At 57.6% G+C, this 23,209-nt stretch carries 20 protein-coding genes and 1 pseudogene; 13 read left to right on the top strand and 8 right to left on the bottom strand.

Annotation, left to right across the window (positions count from 1 at the left end):
* Window positions 1–1,962 (bottom strand): DUF87 domain-containing protein, encoded by a 1,962-nt coding sequence (locus tag QE435_RS22575; protein WP_349042710.1) that lies wholly within the window; start codon window positions 1,960–1,962, stop codon window positions 1–3.
* A gap of 417 nt (window positions 1,963–2,379) precedes the next feature.
* Here QE435_RS22575 and QE435_RS22570 point away from each other — a divergent pair, with 417 nt between their 5' ends.
* The 3 genes from QE435_RS22570 (at window position 2,380) to QE435_RS22560 (ending at window position 6,940) form a co-directional block, all read left to right on the top strand.
* The gene (locus tag QE435_RS22570) at window positions 2,380–4,137 is read left to right on the top strand and encodes an acetolactate synthase 3 large subunit (protein ID WP_349042938.1); all 1,758 of its coding nucleotides are present in this window, start codon (window positions 2,380–2,382) and stop codon (window positions 4,135–4,137) included.
* 21 nt (window positions 4,138–4,158) lie between these two features.
* Complete coding sequence (gene ilvN / locus QE435_RS22565; RefSeq protein ID WP_306933360.1) at window positions 4,159–4,731, top strand: acetolactate synthase small subunit; 573 nt, start codon at window positions 4,159–4,161, stop codon at window positions 4,729–4,731.
* A 286-nt stretch (window positions 4,732–5,017) separates the two neighbouring features.
* Entirely contained in the window at window positions 5,018–6,940 is a 1,923-nt protein-coding gene (locus tag QE435_RS22560) for a methyl-accepting chemotaxis protein (RefSeq protein WP_349042709.1), read from the top strand.
* 126 nt (window positions 6,941–7,066) lie between these two features.
* Here QE435_RS22560 and QE435_RS22555 read toward each other — a convergent pair whose 3' ends face one another.
* On the bottom strand, window positions 7,067–7,912 hold the full coding sequence (locus QE435_RS22555) for an aldo/keto reductase (RefSeq protein ID WP_349042708.1): 846 nt from the start codon (window positions 7,910–7,912) through the stop codon (window positions 7,067–7,069).
* A gap of 141 nt (window positions 7,913–8,053) precedes the next feature.
* Between QE435_RS22555 and QE435_RS22550 the strand changes: the two genes are divergently transcribed.
* Window positions 8,054–8,647: a LysE family translocator gene (locus QE435_RS22550; protein WP_349042707.1), complete on the top strand. Its 594-nt coding sequence runs from the start codon at window positions 8,054–8,056 to the stop codon at window positions 8,645–8,647.
* Window positions 8,648–8,676: 29 nt separating this feature from the next.
* Here the strand turns inward: QE435_RS22550 and QE435_RS22545 are convergent, their stop codons facing one another.
* Together QE435_RS22545 and QE435_RS22540 are read right to left on the bottom strand one after the other, a co-directional pair.
* Window positions 8,677–9,159 carry a DUF2269 domain-containing protein gene (locus QE435_RS22545; protein WP_349042706.1) on the bottom strand — a complete coding sequence of 161 codons (483 nt, stop codon included), beginning with the start codon at window positions 9,157–9,159 and terminating at the stop codon, window positions 8,677–8,679.
* An 8-nt stretch (window positions 9,160–9,167) separates the two neighbouring features.
* A pseudogene (locus tag QE435_RS22540) lies at window positions 9,168–10,449 on the bottom strand (SDR family oxidoreductase).
* 139 nt (window positions 10,450–10,588) lie between these two features.
* On the opposite strand from QE435_RS22540, the gene QE435_RS22535 reads away from it, so the two are divergent.
* Window positions 10,589–11,716, top strand: coding sequence for an ATP-dependent RecD-like DNA helicase (locus QE435_RS22535; RefSeq protein ID WP_309771243.1), 1,128 nt, complete (start codon window positions 10,589–10,591; stop codon window positions 11,714–11,716).
* An 18-nt stretch (window positions 11,717–11,734) separates the two neighbouring features.
* Here the strand turns inward: QE435_RS22535 and QE435_RS22530 are convergent, their stop codons facing one another.
* Entirely contained in the window at window positions 11,735–12,406 is a 672-nt protein-coding gene (locus QE435_RS22530; RefSeq protein ID WP_349042705.1) for a MerR family transcriptional regulator, read from the bottom strand.
* Window positions 12,407–12,737: 331 nt separating this feature from the next.
* Between QE435_RS22530 and QE435_RS22525 the strand changes: the two genes are divergently transcribed.
* Both QE435_RS22525 and QE435_RS22520 read left to right on the top strand, forming a co-directional pair.
* Entirely contained in the window at window positions 12,738–13,493 is a 756-nt protein-coding gene (locus tag QE435_RS22525; protein WP_349042704.1) for a pyridoxine 5'-phosphate synthase, read from the top strand.
* Window positions 13,494–13,575: 82 nt separating this feature from the next.
* Window positions 13,576–14,862 carry an NAD(P)/FAD-dependent oxidoreductase gene (locus QE435_RS22520; RefSeq protein WP_306933343.1) on the top strand — a complete coding sequence of 429 codons (1,287 nt, stop codon included), beginning with the start codon at window positions 13,576–13,578 and terminating at the stop codon, window positions 14,860–14,862.
* A 61-nt stretch (window positions 14,863–14,923) separates the two neighbouring features.
* On the opposite strand, the gene QE435_RS22515 is transcribed toward QE435_RS22520, so the two are convergent.
* The gene (locus QE435_RS22515; RefSeq protein ID WP_306933341.1) at window positions 14,924–15,970 is read right to left on the bottom strand and encodes an NAD(P)-dependent alcohol dehydrogenase; all 1,047 of its coding nucleotides are present in this window, start codon (window positions 15,968–15,970) and stop codon (window positions 14,924–14,926) included.
* Between the two features lie 178 nt (window positions 15,971–16,148).
* Here QE435_RS22515 and QE435_RS22510 point away from each other — a divergent pair, with 178 nt between their 5' ends.
* Window positions 16,149–17,063: an AraC family transcriptional regulator gene (locus QE435_RS22510; protein WP_349042703.1), complete on the top strand. Its 915-nt coding sequence runs from the start codon at window positions 16,149–16,151 to the stop codon at window positions 17,061–17,063.
* 77 nt (window positions 17,064–17,140) lie between these two features.
* On the opposite strand, the gene QE435_RS22505 is transcribed toward QE435_RS22510, so the two are convergent.
* Window positions 17,141–18,028, bottom strand: coding sequence for an SDR family oxidoreductase (locus QE435_RS22505; RefSeq protein ID WP_349042702.1), 888 nt, complete (start codon window positions 18,026–18,028; stop codon window positions 17,141–17,143).
* Between the two features lie 110 nt (window positions 18,029–18,138).
* Between QE435_RS22505 and QE435_RS22500 the strand changes: the two genes are divergently transcribed.
* From QE435_RS22500 to QE435_RS22485, 4 genes are all read left to right on the top strand, one after another.
* Window positions 18,139–18,567, top strand: a complete 429-nt coding sequence (locus QE435_RS22500; RefSeq protein ID WP_349042701.1) for a helix-turn-helix domain-containing protein — start codon at window positions 18,139–18,141, stop codon at window positions 18,565–18,567.
* 154 nt (window positions 18,568–18,721) lie between these two features.
* On the top strand, window positions 18,722–19,375 hold the full coding sequence (locus QE435_RS22495) for a TetR/AcrR family transcriptional regulator (protein WP_306934843.1): 654 nt from the start codon (window positions 18,722–18,724) through the stop codon (window positions 19,373–19,375).
* A gap of 44 nt (window positions 19,376–19,419) precedes the next feature.
* A complete protein-coding gene (ilvC, locus tag QE435_RS22490) occupies window positions 19,420–20,439 on the top strand; it encodes a ketol-acid reductoisomerase (RefSeq protein ID WP_306933334.1) in 1,020 nt (339 codons plus the stop codon).
* Window positions 20,440–20,571: 132 nt separating this feature from the next.
* Window positions 20,572–21,075, top strand: coding sequence for a DUF4440 domain-containing protein (locus QE435_RS22485; protein ID WP_349042700.1), 504 nt, complete (start codon window positions 20,572–20,574; stop codon window positions 21,073–21,075).
* A gap of 46 nt (window positions 21,076–21,121) precedes the next feature.
* Here the strand turns inward: QE435_RS22485 and QE435_RS22480 are convergent, their stop codons facing one another.
* Window positions 21,122–21,574, bottom strand: coding sequence for an RbsD/FucU family protein (locus tag QE435_RS22480; protein ID WP_306933330.1), 453 nt, complete (start codon window positions 21,572–21,574; stop codon window positions 21,122–21,124).
* A 241-nt stretch (window positions 21,575–21,815) separates the two neighbouring features.
* Here QE435_RS22480 and QE435_RS22475 point away from each other — a divergent pair, with 241 nt between their 5' ends.
* The gene (locus tag QE435_RS22475; RefSeq protein WP_349042699.1) at window positions 21,816–23,060 is read left to right on the top strand and encodes a PLP-dependent aminotransferase family protein; all 1,245 of its coding nucleotides are present in this window, start codon (window positions 21,816–21,818) and stop codon (window positions 23,058–23,060) included.
* Window positions 23,061–23,209: the final 149 nt, after the last annotated feature.

Raw genomic sequence — 23,209 nt, 5'->3', positions numbered from 1 at the left:
TCAGTCCTTCTTGTAGAGGCTTCCCAAAGGTTTCTTCAACAAGGTCTCCCGGATGGAGGAGCGCGTCTCGTTGGTGAAGAATGGGCGAGTGGTGTCGGGCGCTGAAGGTGTCGGTTCCTGTGGTTCAGGCCTCTGTACGGCAGTCAGGTTGCTCCGCGGAAGCATGTCGGGGCGGTAGGGTTCTGAGTCTCCGCCAATGGCTTCGGACGAATCATAGGTCGTCCAGCCTCCCATTTCCATCTCGCCGACATCCTTGGCAACCGTCGCCTCATAGCTTTGTCGGAAGCCGGAAATATCTGGGCCTGAGACTGCGCGCATCCTTTTCACGATGGAGCGCAGGTCCACATTATCCGGGACATCTTCATGGTGGTGGCTAATAATGCCATTTGCCTTTGGCAGCATGTGTGGCGGCAGGCGGTTGAAACGCATGCGCATCGGCACGTTGATCGCCTCGCCGAAGGCAATCGCTTCGCCATTGCCAAGCGAGGACAGGAAGCTGGTCGTCGAAGTGGAGGAGTTGGAAATCGCCGAGCGAATGATGTCCTGGTCGTTGTCATTGGAAAGGCGCATGGCAAAGACGGTCGAGCACTGCGACAGGATCGTCTGGTCGAGTTCACCGGGGCGCTGTGTGACGATGCCGAGCGACACGCCGTATTTGCGGCCTTCCTTGGCAATGCGGGCAATCGCCTGTCGTGTAGGAAAGAAGCCGAGTTCCGGATCGGCCGGCACATAGCGATGTGCCTCTTCGCAGACCACCAACGTATGGATCGCTCCCTGGCCCCAAAGCGCCAGTTCGAAGGCCATGCGGCACAGAACTGAGGCAACGGAATTGACCACTTCCGACGGAATGCCCGCCAGTTGGAAAACCGAAACAGGCTTTCCATCTCCCGGTACGCGGAAGATATGCGCGACCGTCTCCATGATCGTGTCACTGATGGTGCTGTTGGAGAACATGAAGTAGTAGCGCGGATCGTTGATCGCAGCCATGATGCGCAGCTTGAGGGAGCGCAAGACCGGCTTCTCGCCGCGGCCCTCCAGCCGTCCGATACGCTCGTCGATGAGCGCAAGAAGATCGGCAATACGGTAGGGGACCGGCGTGTCGGCTGTCAGCGACGTTTTTTCCGAGGCGCGGCGCATGGTCGAAGCTTCCGATCCGCGGAAAGCGCGTTTGGCCTCTGGAATGAGATCGCGCAGGATATCCAACTCATCGAGGGGTGGCTTTTGCCCGCGAAAGAGCACTTCGGTGAATTCTTCGAGCTTCATCAGCCAGAAGGGCAGGTCCAGCGTATCGGTGTCGATAACGACGGACGTGTTGGGAAAGGCTGCGGCAAATTCATTATGTGGATCGAGGATCAGTACCCGGAGCTTTGGGTCCTTCTCGATCGCCTTGTTGACAAGCAAGGTCACCGCCGTCGTTTTGCCCACACCTGTGGATCCGACGACGACAAAGTGCTTGGATAGCATTTCTGGAATGTTGATGATTGCATCGACGCTCTGGTCCTGACTCAGATGCCCGACGATGCAACTGCCTCTCGCACTGTTTTCATAAATCCGCACGAGGTCGCTGGCGCGGATGCGGTGTGCGATGGCGCCAAGATAGGGGTAGCGGGTGATGCCGCTCGAAAATTGTTCGATGCCTTCTGGGGTCGCGTAAATCTCGCCGAGCAATTCCACATCCACGAGTATCGTGTTCGCTTCGCGCTCGGACCAGATCGGGCCGTCGACGTTCATGGCGTAGGTGAGAGCCACGACACGGGTTTCGCCGAGATCGATGGAGATAAGGCGGCCAACCGACCACAATTGCGCAAAGCCCGGATTGGCGCTGTCGGCGGTGACGGAAATTCTGGCTGTCGAGCCGCTGCAGAAAACCACGCGTCCCAGCATGCGGTTGCCCGCCGTCTGTTCGTCGCGGCGATCATGATCGCCCGCTTTTGCCGATGTGTGCAGATCTTGGTTAAGCACGGTTATTCCTGCCAGGTCGATGCCGATGTCTTTACAGGCCTCTTCTTTTGCAGTCGGTTATAGGCATGTGACTTTAATAAGTTGTGTAACAGCCGCGCATCTTTGTTTCGTTGCAGGCCGCTTCAGGGCAACAAAGTTAAGAGGTGGTGGATTTTTTCGCCGTTTTGCGTTGACGCCAATCTGGTTTCTGTCTAACACTCCGCTCCATGAAAAATCTTAACGTACTTATCGTGGTGGGACGGCGCATGGGCAGGATGGTGTAACCATCCGGCGAAAGCACCCATGCGCTGAACGAGGCTCCTCTAGGGGCCTTTTTTTATGTCTCCACTTGGGCGGTCACGCCCAGCGATATCCAAAAGCCAAATCGGGATGGAACAGGCAATGACGGATAAGGACACTACGGAAAACAGCAATCGCATGACCGGCGCGGAAATCGTTCTGCGCGCGCTCAAGGACAATGGCGTCGAACACATTTTCGGCTATCCGGGCGGTGCGGTTCTCCCGATCTATGACGAGATTTTCCAGCAGGAGGAAATCCAGCATATTCTGGTTCGTCACGAACAGGGTGCAGGCCATGCTGCGGAAGGTTACGCACGCTCCACCGGTAAGGTCGGCGTCATGCTTGTTACGTCCGGTCCGGGTGCGACGAATGCGGTTACGCCGTTGCAGGACGCGCTGATGGATAGCATTCCACTGGTCTGCATTTCCGGCCAGGTCCCCACCACGCTGATCGGCTCGGACGCTTTCCAGGAATGCGATACGGTCGGTATCACGCGCCCCTGCACGAAGCACAACTGGCTGGTCAAGGACGTCAACGAGTTGGCGGGCATCATCCATGAGGCATTCCGGATTGCCCAGACAGGCCGCCCGGGCCCGGTCGTCGTCGACGTTCCCAAAGACATCCAGTTTGCGACCGGTACCTATACGCCGCCATCTGCTGCCATTCAGCAGAAGAGCTACAAGCCGAAGGTTCAGGGCGATTTGAATGCCATCCATGCGGCGATCGAGCTGATGTCGAAGGCGCGGCGACCTGTTTTTTACACCGGCGGCGGTGTCGTCAATTCGGGGCCGGAAGCCACTCGCCTGCTGCGCGAACTGGTCGAGTTGACCGGCTTCCCGATCACCTCCACATTGATGGGCTTGGGTGCTTATCCGGCTTCCGGCGACAAGTGGCTGGGCATGCTCGGTATGCACGGTTCTTATGAAGCCAACATGGCGATGCATGATTGTGACGTCATGGTCTGTATCGGCGCGCGTTTCGACGATCGCATCACCGGTCGCCTGAATGCCTTCTCGCCGAACTCCAAGAAGATTCACATCGATATCGATCCGTCCTCGATCAACAAGAACGTTCGCGTCGATGTTCCGATCATCGGCGATGTCGGCCATGTTCTGGAAGATATGGTTCGTCTGTGGCGGGCGCTGCCTGCCAAGCCCGAAAAGGCGCAGACGCAGGAGTGGCACAGCCAGATCGCTCGCTGGAGGGCACGCAACTCGTTTGCCTACAAGAATTCCACCGATGTCATCATGCCGCAATATGCGCTGGAGCGTCTGTCGGAAGCCACCAAGACCCACGATACCTACATCACCACCGAAGTCGGCCAGCACCAGATGTGGGCGGCACAGTTCCTCGGCTTCGAACAGCCGAAGCGCTGGATGACATCCGGTGGTCTTGGCACCATGGGTTATGGTTTCCCGGCTGCTATCGGTGTTCAGGTTGCTCACCCGGATGCACTGGTCATCGACGTTGCCGGTGACGCCTCGATCCAGATGTGCATTCAGGAAATGTCCTGCGCCATCCAGTACAATTTGCCGGTCAAGATCTTCATCTTGAACAACCAGTATATGGGCATGGTGCGCCAGTGGCAGCAGCTGCTGCACGGCAACCGCCTGTCCAACTCCTATACCGAAGCCATGCCGGACTTCGTTAAACTGGCGGAAGCTTATGGTGCCGTTGGTATGTATTGCGACGATCCGAAGGAGCTGGATGACAAGATCGCCGAGATGATTGCGGTGAAGAAGCCGGTCATCTTCGATTGCCGCGTTGCCAATCTCGCCAATTGCTTCCCGATGATTCCGTCTGGTAAGGCACATAACGAGATGCTGCTGCCGGATGAAGCAACGGATGAAGCAGTCGCCAATGCCATCGATGCCAAGGGCCGCCAGCTCGTCTAAGCGTGGGAAGAGGATAAAGACATGAATGCACACCTACAGCCCACCGGCTCAGCCTACTTCATCCAGACGGAAACGGCGATGGTGGAAAACCACACGCTTTCTGTTCTCGTCAACAACGAGCCGGGCGTCCTTGCCCGTGTTATCGGCCTGTTTTCCGGCCGCGGTTATAATATCGAAAGCCTGACGGTTTCCGAGACGGAGCATGAGGCGCATCTTTCGCGCATCACCATCGTGACACGCGGTACGCCTGGCGTGCTGGAACAGATCAAGGCGCAGCTGGAGCGGATCGTTCCTGTTCACCGCGTGGTGGATCTGACGGTGCGGGCCCGTCAGGCCGGGCAGGATCGTCCGATCGAGCGTGAAGTTGCGCTGATCAAGGTGGCAGGACGTGGCGAAGACCGTGCCGAGACCTTGCGTCTTGCCGACGCATTCCATGCCAAGGTGGTGGATGCGACGCTCGACCACTTCATCTTCGAGATCACCGGCAAGTCCTCCAAGATCGACCAGTTCGTTTCGATCATCAAGCCTCTTGGTTTGATCGAAATTTGCCGCACCGGCATTGCGGCAATGAACCGCGGCCCAGAGGGTATGTAAGCCTCAAAGTGCCTCGGCTAAGATGACAGCAGGCTCTACATTGTGGAGCCTGTTTTTTGACCTCACGTAGCGTAAGTCCGTCATATCTCACGCTTTTTTGAGATTTGGTTTCGTCAAGCGGTTATCCGATTAAGCATTTTTACATTCGTTTTTCCTTATAACGGCCCCAGTCTGCGTGCCATGACGGCCCGTCCCATCGAGATTGACGAAGCAATGGTCCGCCCTTGAACGGGTTAACGGGGTGCGGTCGCTATTGTCATCTGGCAGCTTGCCCAAGCGAGGACAAATGTCGTTTCTTGAAAATGCAAAAATCCGTACGAAAATTCTTTCATTGATCGTGCCCGTAGCCATGGTGGGCCTGACCGGTCTCGGCCTCGTGTCGTTCAACTACAAAAACGCCGATACGGTCTACTCCGATCTTCTTGCTCGAAACGGTGTGGGTGCAACCGAGTTGTTTCGCGCTAACACGTCTCTTGTGGCTGCCGGCTACGACACAACGCTGGCTCTCGTTCTGAAGGAACAGTCAATCGATATTGGAATGGTTGAGGCGACCTACAAGAAGGACGTCGTCACACTCGTGCAGCGTCTGGAAAACGCCGCGAAGCTTATGCCGGAGCTGGCGTCCAAAATTACCCCGGTCAAGGATCGGGCCATCACCATTACCAAGTCGATGGATCAGGTTTGGGATGCGATGCGAAGCGGAGATTATCCCAAGGCACGCGAAAGACTGGCCGGCATCAGTGGTGATACTGAAGCTTGGCGCACGGATATTCGGGCGATCAGTGAAGGCAATCTGACGTCTGTTCTGCAACAATCCGATGATCTCAGTGCGCAAACCAATTCGACCATTCTCACTTCGCTAAGCGTTCTGGGTGGACTTTTCGCGGCCGCGATTGCGATGTCCCTCTGGGTTTCTGCGCGTGGAATTACCGGCCCTATCGCCCGCCTTTCCGCCCGTATGGTGTCGCTTGCCGGTGGAGAAACGCGTGAAGAGATCGACGGCGTCGATCGCAAGGACGAGGTTGGGCAGATGGCGCAGGCTGTCTCCGTCTTCCGCGAGAATGCGCTGGAGCGCATCCGTCTGGAACAGGAGGCTGACGCCAATCGCAGCCTGTCGGAAAAGGAGCGGATTGCTCGTGACGAACAGAAGGCGAAGGAAGCCGCGGACACGCAGTTTGCGGTCGACCATTTGGCAGACGGCCTGTCGCGTCTGTCGGATGGCGATGTGTGCTATCGTATCAGCCAGCCTTTCGTGGCCCATCTCGATGTCGTGCGTGAGAACTTCAACGCCTCTGCCGAGAAGCTCCAGTCGGCCCTGACCCGCGTGGCGGAGAACGCCCGTGGTATCGATGCCGGTGCGAATGAAATCCGTTCGGCCGCCGACGATCTTGCCAAGCGGACCGAACAGCAGGCAGCCTCCGTCGAGGAAACCGCTGCCGCGCTGGAAGAGATCACCACCACGGTAAAGGACTCCACCCGTCGTGCCCAGGAAGCCGGTCATCTGGTTGCCAAGGCGCGCACCGGTGCCGAACAGTCGGGTGAAGTCGTTCGCAAGGCCGTTGTCGCCATGGAGCGGATCGAGAAGTCGTCGGGCGAGATTTCCAACATCATCAGCGTGATTGATGAGATCGCCTTCCAGACCAACCTTCTGGCGCTGAACGCCGGTGTCGAAGCGGCACGTGCTGGTGAGGCGGGCAAGGGCTTTGCCGTCGTTGCGCAGGAAGTGCGTGAACTGGCGCAGCGCTCCGCCAGTGCTGCCAAGGACATTAAGGACCTGATCTCCACCTCCAACACCCAGGTTCAGGAAGGCGTGGAGCTTGTCGGTGAAACCGGCCGTGCGCTGGAAACCATCGTTGCGGAAGTGCAGGAGATCAACCGTCACGTCATGGCGATCGTCGAGGCAGCACAGGAGCAGTCTTCCGGTCTGCAGCAGATCAACACGGCTGTGAACCAGATGGACCAGGACACGCAGAAGAATGCGGCGATGGTGGAAGAGACGACGGCAGCCAGCCATGGTCTTGCCCGCGAAGCCTCTTCGCTGAACCAGCTTCTCGGCCAGTTCAAGCTGTCTGTCACCTTCGAGGCCCCGATCCGTGCGGCAACTCCTGCGGAGCGTCCGGCAGCGTCACCAGCCCGTGCGCTTGGCCGCAAGCTCGCAACCGCCTTCAACGGCAACGCAGCGGTTAAGCAGGACTGGCAAGAGTTCTGAGAAAACGGATGGTCAAATCCAAATGATGAGGCCGGGCGTCGAAAGCGCCCGGCTTTTTTGTCCGAGGTGTAAGCTTTATGGTTGCTAAATTGAATCCACAAACGGCGATAACCGTCTGAAATGGAATCATAACATCGCTAGCGACATCTTCTTTCTCGGCGGCGGGAAGGCCGCATCCAGAGCAGCCCAATCCTCGTCACTGATATCGAGATCGGTCGCGCCACGATTTTCCTCCACCCTTTCAGGCCTGGCGCTTTTGGGGATCGCAATGACTCCGTCGCGTTCCAGCAGGAAGGCGAGCGCGACCTGCGCTGGCGTTGCCTGATAGGCCTTGGCGATCCGGATCAGTTCATGATTGTTGAGGATGCGCTCCTGTTCTATCGGTGAGTAGGCCATAAGTGGCACTCCCTTGCCTTGGCACCAAGGCAGCAGATCATATTCCACGCCGCGCCGGGACAAATTGTAGAGGACCTGATTGACGGCGCAGTTGCGACCGTTCTCGACCTCGAACAACTCCTCCATGTCGTCCGTATCGAAGTTCGAGACGCCCCAATCCCTGATCTTGCCCGCTTGCTTCAGCTTTTCAAATGCCGCCACCGTCTCTTCTAGCGGGTGGGAGCCGCGCCAATGGAGAAGATAGAGATCCAGATGGTCGACACCGAGACGTTTCAGACTGCGTTCGCAGGCCTCGATCGTTCCCGTCGCGCTGGCATTGAAGGGGTAGACCTTGCTGACGAGAAATACGTCGTCACGCAGACCCGCAATCGCTTTTCCAACGACGGCTTCCGATTGCCCGTCGGCATACATTTCTGCCGTATCCACAACCGTCATGCCAAGTTCGACAGCTTTGCGGATGCTTGCTACCTCCTGTGCCTCTTCGGCTTTGCTCTCGCCCATGTTCCAGGTGCCGATGCCGAGTGCAGGAAGCTCTTTTCCTGAAGGGAGTGTCAGCATTGGGATATCGTCATACATGAAAGCCTCCTCGGGTTTTTCTCGACAGTAAACCAGAAGCATACCCTGCCGATCCATCAAAACTTGTGCGGCATACCATTTGTGCCAATCGCTGGTTTTCCACGGGGCGGGCGAATAGGATTGCGCTCCAAGGGGATATTCATGACGATCGAGACTTTTATCGCACTTCTGGTGTTTGCATTCACCACATCCATAACACCCGGACCTAACAATATGATGCTGTTTGCGTCTGGCGTAAATTTCGGCTTTCGCCGGACGATTCCTCATATGCTGGGGATCGGAGCGGGTTTCCTGTCGCTGCTGATCGGCGTCGGGCTTGGGCTAGGCGCGCTGCTGCATTCGATCCCGGTGCTATACACCGCGCTTAAGTTTGCCGGTGGCGCCTATCTCGTCTGGATCGCTTGGAAAATCGGTGCCTCACGGAGTCTCAGCGACGGGAAGACCGGTGCAGAGCCGATGACATTTCTGGGCGCCGCCGCCTTTCAGTGGGTCAACCCGAAGGCGTGGGTTATGGCAGTTGCTGCCATGGCGACGTACACGGATGAGAGCCAGTATACGTTTACGGTGCTGCTTGTCGGTCTTGCCTTTGCGGCGGTGAACCTCCCGAGCGTTTCGACATGGGCGGGTTTCGGCTCTGTGCTGCGCGAATGGCTCTCCGTTCCGGCTCGGCTCAAATGGTTCAACATTACCATGGCGGTGCTGCTCGTGCTCAGCCTCTGGCCGATGCTGAAGTGAGAACATTATGGCTGGTCTAGCTCGTCGGTTTAAATAATCCCGAAGGAAATATCCGGTTTTGTGAGCATCAGCCAAATGATGGCGATGACAGCGAAGAAGGCCGGGAAGCCGCAGGCGAACCAGATACGGTAAAGGCTGAACCATTGAGGAGGAAGTGCTGATCCGTTGGCTGCCGAGACCCTGGCGATATCGCGCAGCCTGATCTGGATCCAGACAACCGGCAGCCAGAAGAGGCCGACGAAGACGTAGAGCAGGAGGGAGAGCCAGACCCAACCTTCGGTTACGGGCCAGCCAATGATGCGTGCGAGACAATAGCCTGTGATCGGTTGAACGATGGCGGCCGTTGCCGTGAAGATCGTATCGGCAATCACCACCGTTCCTGCGACATGAGCAATCAGCGTTGGGCTTTCCGTCCGGCGCGCCATGACCATGAAGAAGGCAATGCCGGCGCCAGTTCCCAGCAGTACTGTTGCGCCTATGACATGGGCGAGGCGGAGCAGCTCTTCCAGCATTGACCAGCTTACCTTTCTTCCAGCGTCGCCAGAGCAACGAGCGTGAGCACGATCGATGGCAAGACTTTCACAAGTGGCCCGAGCGGATCGAGCCAGAGCGAAGGTGCAAGAAGCGTTGCACCGAGAAGATAGGATGCGGTCACCACCAGCATTCCCTGCATGGCTCTTCTGGACAAGCGCCTGATGACGACGGCAAGGCCGAGCGCGATATCGAGTGCACAAGTCGCAACTGTGAGCGCGGGTCGCCATAGCCGGTGGCAGGAAGGGCAGGAAATGGCCTGCCGCACCATCGATGTTTGCCAACGGAACGAGGCCAGACAGCAACCAGAAGAAAGACAGGCAGAGTATGATGATGGGTTTCAGCAGGTAGAGGCGCGAGAACCAGAGATCCTGCACGGCGGATGGATGACGGGTGAGCGTCTCGGCTGCCGTTGCAACCGAGAGCGTGTTTGTCTGCGCTTGCGTCGAGACACCTTCCGACATCACCGCCATGGCTGTGGATCGAAGCGGCGAGCGCCAACCAAGATAACCTGCAAGATCCGCTATTACGCTGACAGGTCTGGCAATGGCGGGCGAGAGGGAGACAAACCTTGCGGGAGGAAGGCCAAGCCATTGGCGATGTAGCGAAACGAGCTCTTTCAGCGTCACAGTCTCATCGGCTGCCAGATGGAGGTCGCTTCCAGGTGCGATGTGGCCGCTGACGGCGCGCGATACGGCCGAGGCGACATCGTTCACCGAGACCACGCGAACGGGGCTCTCCGCATGGGCCAGAGGCACGACGCGGGGCAGACTGGCGAGCGCCCGGACGAGCGCGGTGCCCCCATGGGCGTTGCGACCGATCACGAGGGCAGGGCGGAAGAGAACGCGAGGCAATCCACTTGCGACAAGTGCTTCGTCGGCACCCCGTTTGGTCGCCAGGAATGGTAAGTTGGCCGCGATGCCGGAGGTTTGCGCCGAAATTTGAATGATGAGCCTGCCGCGTGCAAGAATGCAGGCTTCATAGAGCGCCAGCATCGCATCGAGCTGTGTCGCGGAGAGATTGTCTGCCAGACCATCCTGAAGTGCGCCTGCGCAATTGACGATGACCTCATGGTCCGCCACCAGCTCTGTCCAACTGTCGGCATCCTTCATCCGCGCGAGATCACAATCAATCCAGTTGGCGAGGGGGAATTTGCGTCCGGCGGAAACAGTGTTGCGCGCTAGACCCGTCACGGCATGGCCATCATTGTGCAGCCTGCGAAGAATGTCCGAGCCGATGAAGCCGCTTGCACCGAGAATCAATATCTTCATATCTCTATCTAATCACATGTGACGTGGTATGCCATTGCCTGCCTCCGCCAGTTGCGTTCTCCAGTTGCTTCTGAGCCGAACATTCTTCTTTCGTTCTTTTTCTGTTGCGCTTGCGGCTCGAATCCTGCGAAGAGGAGACATGCAATTTTCTCCACAACAGGATGAAGCCCTCAAGGCTGTTTCGCGCTGGTTGAAGGAAGGCCGCTCGCCGGTGTTCCGTCTCTTCGGCTATGCGGGTACGGGCAAGACCACACTTGCCAAGCATTTTGCCGAGCATGTGGATGGCGAGGTGCTGTTTGCGGCCTTCACCGGCAAGGCGGCGCAGGTTCTGCGCTCGCGGGGCGCTTCCAATGCCCGCACCATTCACTCGCTGATCTACCGGCCCCGTGGCGAAGAAGCCGTCGAAGACGAGGAAACCGGCAAGACCTCGATTGCGCCGATGTTCACCATCAATCGCCAGAGCCCGCTTGCCAAGGCGGCGCTCATCATCATCGACGAATGCTCGATGGTGGATGAGCAGCTTGGCCGAGATCTGATGAGCTTTGGAACGCCTGTTCTGGTGCTCGGCGATCCGGGGCAGTTGCCGCCGGTGTCAGGCGGCGGTTTCTTTACCGAGCAGGAGCCGGATTATTTGCTGTCGGAAATCCATCGTCAGGCCAAGGACAATCCGATTATCCAGCTTGCCATGGATGTGCGTGAGGGGCGTGAGATCATGCGCGGCGACTACGGGACCGCGCAGGTGATTTCCAAATCAGAGGTCACCCAGTCACTGGTGCTGGAGGCGGATCAGGTTCTCGTCGGTACCAATCGGACGCGCAAGCGCTACAATCAGCGGCTTCGCGAGTTGAAAGGCTTTTCGGCGGAATATCCGCAATCCGGCGACAAGCTGGTGTGCCTGCGCAACGATCCTGCGAAAGGTCTGCTGAACGGCTCCTTGTGGCAAGTGATGAGCTCGTCGCGAGAGACAGTTAAACCGGGCATCAATTTAATGATCCGGCCGGAAGACGATGATATGGATCGCGGTGCCGCGAAGATCAAATTGCTGAAGGCGGCCTTCGAAGAGACTGATACGGAAATTCCGTGGTCGACGCGCAAGCGTTACGACGAGTTCGATTACGGCTATGCGTTGACGGTTCACAAGGCGCAGGGCTCGCAGTGGAACAATGTCGTGCTTTTCGATGAAAGCTACGCATTCCGCGATACACGTGAGCGCTGGCTTTACACTGCGGTAACACGTGCGGCGGAGACGCTGACTATCGTCCGGTAAGTCTTTTGCCCGGGCTTCTCAGTTCTGGATGACGCCCATCGTCAGGGCCTTCGCGACGACCTGAAACCGGTTGTTGACGCCAAATTTTCCCAGAAGGCCTTCTTCCAGACCGCTCAGTTCCTCTGCCGACATTCCCAATGTCCGGCTTAGGCGGGTCGACGAGTAGCCCTCGGCCATCAATTCGAGACAGCTTTTTTCCTGGTCTGTCAGGTCGAAAGCGGCGTCATACTGAGGCTCTGAATAGGTTTCGTCGGACACATCCATCAAATTGCTGATCTGATCGATCTGGCGATGAACGGTGGAAATCTCCAGAGTAAGTTCGCGTTTGCGGATTTCAAGCGCGGTCTGGAAAATGTCGTCAGCCTCTTCCTGGGATGAGGCATGATCGAGCTTGCCCATGATCTCCTGAATGACCGCAACCGCAACGCCGATATCCCGCAACAGGTTGACGACTGCCATGCGGTGAACATCCTGGTGTGAATAGATGCGCATCAGCCCCATGCGGCGCGAGGAGAGGATCTTCTTCTCCTCATAGAAATGCAGCGTTCTATGGGTGACGCCAAAGAGATTTGCCATGTCCGCAATAACGACGGGCTCTGGTGGAAGCGACGACGGCACCTTCACGTCCGGGAGAAAGCCCTTCGGGCTCTTCGATCCTTGCGTTGCGGCTGGCTCACTTGCCTTTCTCATGGACTTGCTGCTCCATGACCCGGGCTTGACGGGGAGCGCCTCGCGTCCCTTCTGGCCTCGCGCGTTGATATGGGGTACAGCCAGCTCCGGCATAGCTGCCGCACCCGTTTCGCTTACAAAATGTGTATCCAAATCAAAGTCAGCATCTTCTAATGAAAGCGATTGTGTCATGTCGGCCCCCGATCGTCAGGACCTAATGCGCTTGTTTGAAGTTGGTTCCATAGGAATCGTAATTTTTTTGGAAGCTTGCACAATGATACGATAATGGAGGAGATGTCAGTCAATCGGGACCGCAACGCGATGCCCTTCACCATCAACGCCGGGGAATGAAATGCCGACCAAACTGTCCGTCAATCTCAACGCAATTGCCATGCTGCGCAACCGGCGCGACCTGCCTTGGCCTGATGTCGCTGCCTTTGGTCGCATAGCTTTGCAGGCGGGTGCAAGCGGGCTGACGGTTCATCCACGACCTGATCAGCGCCATATCCGATTTTCCGACCTGCCGGTGCTGCGTGCGCTGATCGATGACGAGTTTCCACAGGCCGAGTTCAACATGGAGGGCTATCCGACCGAGGATTTTCTTCTGCTCTGCGAAGAAAACGAGCCGGAGCAGGTGACGCTGGTGCCGGACGATCCGTCGCAGGCGACCTCGGATCACGGTTGGGATTTTCGCAAGCATGGCGATTTTCTCAAGCACGTGACGTCACGTCTGAAGGCACGCGGTATGCGGGTTTCGCTCTTCGCCGATGGCGACGCCGATCGTACAACGATGGAGCTCGCGGCGGCAACCGGTGCTGCGCGCATTGAGCTTTACACCGGCCCATATGGCGGGTGTCACGATGATCCCGAAGCGGCTGCAGGTTGGATTGAAAAACTCGGCCAGACGGCTGATTTTGCTAATGAATTCGGACTTTACGTTAACGCAGGTCACGATCTCACCGTCGACAATCTTCCGGCTCTCGTGAAGCGCATTCCTCATCTTTCAGAGGTGTCGATCGGCCACGGCCTGACGGCGGATGCTCTCGAATACGGCATGGCCGAAACGGTTCGGCGTTTTTGCCGGGCCTGCGGTCAGGCTATTTCATAACTCACATCAATTTTTGCCCCTACAATGAAACCGCGTACAACCTGCGCGGTTTGATTTTCTGATTGTAATAAGGGCAAGTCACATGCAGGAACATCATGTCGTCGTCGTTGGGGGAGGCTTCGGCGGACTACAAACTGTCCACGGTCTGAAGGGCGCGCCGACTCGCATCACCCTGATCGATCGCCGCAACCATCATCTTTTTCAGCCACTTCTTTATCAGGTCGCAACAACCGCGCTCGCGACATCGGAGATCGCCTGGCCTATCCGCCATCTGTTTCGGGATAGACCGGAGGTTTTGACCATGCTCGCCGAGGTCTCCGGCGTCGACCGGACGAATCGAACCGTTCATCTGAACCATGGCGAAACGGTCTCCTTCGATACGCTGGTGCTCGCGACCGGTGCGCGCCACGCCTATTTCGGCAATGATGCGTGGGAAAAACATGCGCCCGGTCTCAAAACTCTGGAAGATGCCACGACTATCCGCAGGCGGCTTCTCCTTGCCTTCGAGCGCGCTGAGTTGGAGAAGACGGAGGCGGTAAAGCAAGCCTATCTTACCTTTGTCGTGATCGGTGCTGGCCCCACGGGCGTCGAAATGGCAGGGATGATTGCCGATCTTGCCAAGAAGGTGCTGCCACCGGAGTTTCGCAACATCGATACGCGCAAGACGCGGATCATCCTCGTCGAGGCGGGAAAGCGCGTGCTGCCTGCCTTCACCGAAGAACTATCGGATTATAGCAAGCGGGCGCTGGAAGAACTCGGCGTGGAGGTCATGCTCGGCACGCCCGTTTCGGATTGCACCGAGGAGGGCGTCAAGGTCGGCGATCATTTCATTCCGGCGCGGACCATCATCTGGGGAGCGGGCGTGCAAGCTTCTCCCGCCGCGCAATGGCTTGGCGTCACGGCAGATCGCGCCGGTCGTACCGAGGTCGGTCCGCATCTTCACATTGCCGACGATCCAAACATCTTTGTCATTGGCGATACGGCGCTGGTTCAGCAGGAGAGTGGCAAGCCTGTTCCGGGCATCGCGCCTGCTGCCAAGCAGCAGGGGAGCCATGTCGCCAACGTTATCAGGGCTCGGCTGGCGGGACAGCCACAGCCAGCGCCATTCAAATATGTGCATCAGGGCAATCTTGCCACCATAGGCAAGCGGGCGGCGGTCATCGATTTTGGCAAGATCAAGCTGAAAGGCGTCATCGCCTGGTGGATATGGGGGATTGCCCACATCTATTTCCTTATCGGTACCCGCTCCAGGCTTGCCGTCGCATGGAGCTGGGTGTGGATCTATCTCAGCGGCCAGCACAGTGCGCGCCTGATTACCCAGCGTGACACGCTAAAGGATGAGACGCAGCCTGTAGGAAAGGCTCCTTAACGAAAAGAGGCGGGCCCAATCGGTGCCCGCCTCCATCCTATCTGCAGACTATCACTTCGCGTTAAGCGTCGAGCGTTGCCATGTCGATGACGAAGCGGTAGCGCACGTCGCTCTTCAGCACGCGCTCGTAAGCTTCGTTGACGTCCTTGATGTCGATCTTCTCGATTTCGGAGACGATGTTGTGTTGCCCACAGAAATCCAGCATTTCCTGAGTTTCCTTGATCGAACCGATCATCGAGCCGGACAGGCTCTTGCGGCCTGGAACCAGCGAGAAGGCATGGACCGGAATCGCATTTTCAGGCACGCCGACCACGACCATGGAGCCGTTGACCTTGAGCAGGCCGAGATAAGCGTTCCAGTCGATTTCTGCCGATACGGTGCAGATGATCAGATCGAATGTGCCGGCAAGTTTCTCGAAAGTGGAGGCGTCGCTGGTCGCGTAGTAATCCTTCGCGCCGAGCTTCAACCCGTCTTCTTTCTTGGAAAGCGACTGCGACAGGACGGTGACATCGGCGCCCATGGCTGCACCGAGCTTCACGCCCATATGGCCGAGGCCGCCCATGCCGACGATAGCGACCTTCTTGCCGGGACCAGCTTTCCAATATCTGAGCGGCGAGAAGAGGGTGATACCGGCACAAAGAAGCGGTGCGGAAGCGTCCAGCGGCAAGTGGTCCGGTATGGACAGAACATAGCCTTCCTTGACGACGATGTGGTCGGAATAGCCGCCCTGGGTGGCCGTCTTTCCGTCGCGCTCGACCGAGTTGTAGGTCTGGACGAGACCCGGCATGTAATGCTCGTTGTCGACGTCGCGGGTGGCGCAGCCAACGCAGCTATCGACGAAGCAGCCGACACCGACATGATCGCCGACCTTGAACCGGGTGACCTTGGAGCCGACCGCCGTTACGACACCGGCAATCTCGTGGCCGGGGACGATCGGATAGACCGCATTCTTCCATTCGTTGCGAACGGTATGAATGTCCGAATGGCAGATGCCCGCAAATTTAATGTCAATGACGACATCATCTTCGTTTGGCTCGCGGCGCTCGAAGGTGAACGGCGTAAGCGGCTTGGACGCGTCTGTTGCAGCGTAACCTCTTGCAGTAGCCATCTGAAGTTCCTTTCAGTTGTGGAATGAGATGGTTGATCATGCGCCCAGAACACGAAAGAGCGTTAGAGCGATCCTCCGAGCTTCTTGCATAATTCTACAAAAGTGAGGCGTGCCCTCTTTGCGAAGAGGGGAAGGCATTTTAGATATATCTCAACGTTGCTCCCAAGGTTTTCACCCCATGACGCTGCCTTTCAGCCCTTATCAGGAAATCGTCTCGATTGCCGCCCGCTATGCCAAGGCGGAGGGTGAAGTGATGACCGATATCGACGCGCTGCGGCTGAGCAAACGTTCGAGCCCCAGCGCGCCTTGCCATGGCAGCTATCATCCCTGTTTTGCCATGGTCATTCAGGGCGCCAAAAGTCTTCAGCTCGGCACCGATACGATCAATTACGGGGCAGGGGATTACCTGCTGACCTCATTCGATCTGCCGGTGGCGTGGCGAGTTGTCGAGGCAAGCCGTGAGGTGCCGCATTTTTGCATTTCAATTGCGATCAACAGTGAAAAGCTTCTGGATGTGATGAGCCGGGTGCATATTGCGCGCTCGCCAACTGCTGTTCCCAGCCAGCGAGGCATTGTGGTGAACGCAGCGACGCCCGAGCTTCTGGACGCGACCACGCGGCTACTGCGCTTGCTTGATCGTCCAGGGGATATTCCTGCCATGGCACCGCTGATCGAGCAGGAAATCCTCTACCGCATTCTCACCGGGCCTGCGGGCGGGCAATTGATAAACATTCTGGCGGCAGACAGCCATGGCAACCGGATTGCTCGTGCCATCGCATGGCTTCGCGAGAATTACACCCGTCCGATCCGCATCGAGGATGTGGCAGAGCGGGTTGGCATGAGCGTCTCGTCCTTTCACCAGCATTTCAAGGCGGTGACGGCAATGACCCCGGTGCAGTACCAGAAACAGCTCCGCCTCCATGAAGCGCGCCGCCTGATGCTGTTGGAGCGGCTCGACGCGGGCACCGCGAGCCTCCGCGTGGGCTATCAGAGCCCGTCGCAGTTCAGCCGCGAATATGCCCGTATTTACGGCATGTCACCGGCGCGGGACGTGGAGGCGTCGCGGGAAAGCATGGGCGCGGCTGCGGAGTAGCGCGCGCCCTTTACGAAAGTCTAAGGTTGTGTCTGCCGCCGTGCCGATGGAGAACAGCACGGCGGATGGTGTTGGTCTTATCCGACCAATGCTGCCTTGTTGGCCTTGAAGAACTCTGCGGCACTCTCAGGCTTCTTGCCGGTGAGAGTTTCATAATCATCCGTCAGAATTTCGAAATTGCCGGCGGCAATATTGGCGTCGGCGGAAGCGAGCATGGCGGCGACGAAGCCGGGCAGGCCAGCGCCTTCGATGCCTTTCTGCAGATCCTCAGGCGACACCTTGACGGCCTTGAGCGGCTTGCCGGTCGCTTCGGATACCAGGGCTGCGATCTGGTCGGCATCGAGCAGTTCCGGTCCCGTCAGCGTGTAGGTCTTGTTTTCCGCCTTGCCCTTGGCAAGAGCCGCTGCGGCTGCACGAGCGCAGTCATCCCGCGAGATATTGGAGACTTTGCCGTTGCCGGTTGCTGTGAACCACTGGCCGCTTGCCAGATTGTGCGGCATGCCATGCAGGTAGTTATCGAGGTACCAGGCATTGCGGATGATGGTGTAGGGCAGGCCGCTTGCCTTGACGGCTTCTTCGGTACCCAGATGATCCGGGGCAAAGGTCACGAGGGACTTATCAGGGTTCGGCATGGAGGTATAGGCGAGGTGCTTGACGCTCGCCTTTGCGGCAGCGGCAACCGCAGCCTTATGCTGCTTGAGACGCTGGCCCGGAACGGCGAGCGCATCGGTGGAAATGATAAGGAGCGTGTCGATTCCCTGAAACGCGCTATCTAGCGAGGATGCGTCGTCGAAATCGGCAGCGCGTGTCTCCACACCCTTTGCTGTGAGGCCAGCAAGCTTGGCCGTATCGCGGCTGGCGGCAACAATGTTGGCAGCCGGAACGTCATAGGTTTCCAAGAGGTGACGGATAATCGCCTGGCCGAGATGACCGGAGGCGCCGGTCACGAGAATCTTGCTCATCATGTCTGTCCTTTGTTAGTCTCAAAAAGAGAGTAGCTCTAAAATAAGAATTGACCGGGTGCTGTAAAGAAGGCATTTCTTGCGCCCTACGTTACCAGAAGGGAACCACCGCCATGAGCGCGACAGTCTCACGGTTGAAATCGACAGCAACGCATGCGCCAGCGCAGGCCTCGGCGCGCCTTCCTGATTTCGCCAATCTCGATTTCGACAATTGCCCGGTGCGCGATCTGCTCAACCACATCGGTGGTAAATGGTCGACGCTGCTGTTGCAGGCGCTTGCCGATCGCCCCTATCGCTTCGGCGAGTTGCGGCGCATGGTGCCCGATATCTCGCAACGCATGCTGACCCAGACGCTGCGGGATTTGCAGCGTGATGGCTATATTCACCGCGAGGTTTTTCCGACCAAGCCGCCAAGCGTCGAATACAGCATGACGCCGCTCGGGCGGTCTCTTTACGCGCCTCTTTCGCAGGTCATCAACTGGGCGCTCGATCATCATGATGCGGTGAAGCAGGCTCGCAAGACCTTCGACGCTACTGTCTGACCTCTGTTCCCGCCAGCAATTTCAACGCGCCTTATATTGCGGCGCGTCAATTCGCACTCTTCGTTCAAAAATCCTCTTGACCCTGAGAAGCGCTCCGCTTAAATGTCGCTCGAACCGTACCGTACGGTACATAATTGAGAGTGGAGTGGACAAGGTGGGGACCGATCCGATCACAGCGCAGGAGTTTTCGCCGCGACAGAACGCCGTTCTGGAGCAGGCATTGCGTCTTCTGGTCGAGGGTGGAGAAAAGGCGCTGACGACCTCTGGTCTGGCACGCGCGGCCAACTGTTCCAAGGAAAGCCTCTACAAATGGTTTGGCGACCGCGATGGTTTGCTTGCGGCGATGATCAGCTTTCAGCAGAGCAAGGTCCGCACCTTTGAGAAGGCGGGCGATCGCGTGACCGCACCGCAGCTCGTCGATCATCTCGAAGTCTTTGCCCATGATCTGCTCGAGGTTCTGGCAGGAGATGTTTCGCTTGCCTTGAACCGTCTCGCCATCGGTCAGGCGAGCCGTGAAGGCTCCAAGCTCGGTAATCTGCTTCTGGAGCGTGGACGTCGTCAGATCGACAAGCGTGCTCGGGGTCTGATCGAAGCCGGTCGCCGTTGCGGCTACTTGCGCTTTGACGATCTGGAAGATGCCTATCGCAGCTTTTACGGCCTGATCGTTTCCGATCTGCATGTTCGCATGCTGCTCGGCGAAGCGCAGGCCAAGGATTTTTCCGCCCGGGCGCGGAAGGCCGTTGCCGCCTTCCTGACGCTGTACGGTACGGAAAAGGTACATTCGGAAAAGGGCGGAAAACTCGCCTGAGCTCCGGTTTAATCATCTGGTTTTGAATAGGGAAGGACCTAGAAATGCGCGTTTATTACGATCGTGATGCCGATCTCAATCTTATCAAGGCGAAGAATGTCGCCATCGTCGGTTACGGTTCGCAGGGCCGCGCGCATGCGCTGAACCTGAAGGACAGCGGCTCCAACAACGTCGTCATCGCTTTGAAGGCTGGTTCGCCGACCATCAAGAAGGCAGAGGCCGATGGCTTCAAGGTCATGACGGTTGCCGAAGCTGCCAAGTGGGCCGACCTGTTGATGATGGCAACGCCTGACGAACTTCAAGCCGACATCTACAAGGCCGAGATTGCCGGCAACATCCGTGACGGTGCTGCGATCGCGTTTGCCCACGGCCTCAACGTTCACTTCGGCCTCATCGAGCCGAAGGCTTCGGTCGACGTCGTCATGATCGCGCCAAAGGGCCCAGGCCACACGGTTCGCGGTGAGTACCAGAAGGGCGGCGGCGTTCCTTGCCTCGTTGCCGTTCACCAGAACGCGTCCGGTAACGCTCTTGAACTCGCGCTTTCCTACGCCTGTGGCGTTGGCGGCGGTCGCTCCGGCATCATCGAAACCAACTTCAAGGAAGAGTGCGAAACCGACCTCTTCGGCGAACAGGTCGTTCTGTGCGGCGGTCTCGTCGAACTGATCCGCGCTGGTTTCGAAACGCTGGTGGAAGGCGGCTACGCGCCCGAAATGGCTTACTTCGAGTGCCTGCACGAAGTGAAGCTGATCGTCGACCTGATCTATGAAGGCGGCATCGCCAACATGAACTACTCGATCTCCAACACGGCAGAGTGGGGCGAATACGTTACCGGCCCGCGCATCATTACCGCAGAAACCAAGGCTGAAATGAAGCGCGTTCTGCACGACATCCAGACCGGCAAGTTCACTTCCGACTGGATGCAGGAATACCGTTCGGGTGCAGCCCGCTTCAAGGGTATCCGCCGCATGAACGACGTTCACCAGATCGAAGAAGTCGGCGCCAAGCTGCGCGGCATGATGCCTTGGATCGGCAAGAACAAGCTGGTCGACAAGGCTGTCAACTAAGACCAATTTTACCCTGCGCTGTAGGGCGAAAACACGGAACATGCGAGGGCGCGGAGGGAAACTTCCGCGCCCTTTTTCTTGCAGCCAAAGGAGAAAGCTGGTTTCGTTCTTGGGATTGCGAAGGACGTCACTATGCATGAACACGACACACCGCTATCGGCCTCTGATGTGGATGACATCAGACGACTCGAAGAAAGCCTGTGGATCGCGCAGACGCGCTTCAACGTTGCGCTGATGGACGATCTCTTTGCTCAGGATTTTTTCGAGTTTGGCCGATCGGGAAGAACTTATGATCGCGCGGAGATGCTGATCGAGGCTCAGCCTGGGCAGGACATAAATGCGACCATCCCGCTTCTGAATTTTCATGCGCGCCATCTCTCGCCGGACGTCGTGCAGGTCACCTATGTGAGCGAGGTGTCTCAAGGTGATAAGATGGAGAGGGCCAACCGCTCTTCCATCTGGAGCCGCCACGGTGATGGCTGGATATTACGTTTTCATCAAGGGACGCCCATTAGCGTCAATCGGGATGACACATCCCACCTGTTGTCCAGCGCCGCAAATAGGAAAAGACTGCGCGAATCCATCGCGCAGCTTGAGAACGACGATGCGACTGAGCGCGAAGCGCCACAGGCTTGAAACGCGGTGGAGCCGCATTTTCAGTTCAAGCTGCGCCTACGCACAATCACGCTGCGGGATAAATTACGCCCTTGGTCAGGATGAAACAGCCGTAGAAACGCAGCTCACCGGTGGTGATGATGCAGTAGGCTTCTTTAGCCTTCTCGTAGAAGGCGAAGCGCTCGATACCGTACATCGGTGCGGACTTGCCCTCGGCAGCGTCGATCTCGGCCTGGACCTCCTGTTGGACCGGCTCGATCTGGTCCGGTGCGCCCATGACTTCCATGCGTCCGACGGAGGGCTGCAGTGGCGTGTCGAGAGGGAAGACCGAGAGGATCGCCTTGATCGCCTGGGCGGAGGTGAGGTTTTCCATACGCAGCACCTGCCCGACCGCGGTGTGCTGGGCAATGCTGTCCGAAGGGAAGTTGGTGTCGGTCACGACGAGTGTATCGGCGTGGCCCATGGCGCGCAAAGCGTGCAGGACGTCGGCGTTCAGCGCGGGGTGGATATTCTTGAGCATTTTGTCTCCTCCGGACAGCAAATCAGTTGGGCCGCAATCCACCCGGAAAATCTCGCCTCGTCAATCCATCGCCAAGCAGATTGTGAAGTGTTTGAAGAGATTGTATTGGATGTCGATACATCGGGAGCGGACGCAAAAAATCTTCAAAAACCGTACCGGAAACCGATAAGTCAGTATTGCTGACCTATCGATGTTTCTGTACTCATTTGCGTCATAAAACGAAATATGAGGAAACAGACCCATGCTTGATTGGGAACAAATCTTCGCCACGCGTTCATCGCGGATGAAAGCGTCTGAAATCCGTGAGCTTCTGAAGCTTCTGGATCAGCCGGATATCATTTCCTTTGCGGGTGGCATTCCCGATCCGGCGCTGTTTCCCGATACTGACTTCAAGCAAGCCTACTCGGATATATTCTCCGGTTCCCAGGTGAATTCAGCGCTGCAGTATTCGGTCAGCGAAGGTTACAAGCCGCTGCGCGAATGGATCGTCAAGGACATGGCGAAGATCGGCATCGAATGTTCGGTCGATAACGTCTTCATCACGTCAGGTTCGCAGCAGGCGTTGGATTATCTTGGCAAGCTGTTCCTGTCGCCGAATGATACCGCCTTGGTGACATGGCCGACCTATCTTGGTGCGCTTTCGGCCTTCAATGCCTATGAGCCGACCTACGATCAGCTGAATCCAGGCGGCAATCGCACGCCCGAGACCTATCGCGACAACGCGACGAAGGCCGGTGGCTCTGTCAAATTCGCCTATCTCTCGGCAGACTTCTCCAACCCGACAGGGGAGACGGTCGATCTCGCGGGCCGCAAGAAGCTGCTGGAACTCGCCGATGAACTCGATATCGCTGTCATCGAGGATGGCGCCTATCAGAACCTGCGTTTTGACGGTCAGCCGGTCACGCCAATCTTGGCGCTCGATATCGAACGCAACAGTGGCATCGAAAAGACGCGCACGATCTATTCCGGCAGTTTCTCCAAGACCTTGGCGCCGGGTCTTCGCGTCGGCTTCGTGGTCGCCGCGATGCCCGTCATTCGCAAGCTGGTGCTGATGAAGCAGGCGGCGGATCTGCATTCCTCGACCATCAACCAGATGGCGATCGAGCATGTCGCCTCGCGCGGCTTCGACAGCCAGGTTGCCAAGATTAAAGCCGCCTATAGCGCCCGCCGTGACGCCATGCTGACCGCGCTCGACAAGTACATGCCAAAGACGGCGCGCTGGACAAAGCCGGAAGGCGGCATGTTCATCTGGGTGACGCTGCCGGAAGGTCTCGATGGAGCGGAGCTTCTGGCGCAATCGCTCTCCACCGAGCGCGTGGCGTTCGTTCCAGGAAAAGCCTTCTTTGCCGATGGTTCGGGCAGCAATACGCTGCGTATCAGCTTCTCCTGCGCTAATGAGCAGATGATCGACGAGGGTATCAAGCGTCTCGGTCGCCTCATCGCCAATGCCGAAACCACGACCAGAGCGACGATGCCGATCGTGTGAGGGAAGGGAGGCAATCTCCTTTCTCGTAATGACAAAATGGTGCTGGCCGACTTTCAAAGCGGCCAGCACTCTAAGTAAGCCCTCGCTCCATCATCTTGATGTCTTTGCGCTGGTGCCACGCATCACGCAACACGTCCGCTTCCCATTCG

Source organism: Agrobacterium sp. SORGH_AS 787, from assembly GCF_030819035.1.
GTDB classification, from domain to species: domain Bacteria; phylum Pseudomonadota; class Alphaproteobacteria; order Rhizobiales; family Rhizobiaceae; genus Agrobacterium; species Agrobacterium larrymoorei_B.
Note: the sequence above shows the minus strand (reverse complement) of the source record. Positions and strands in the feature narration are given on the sequence as shown.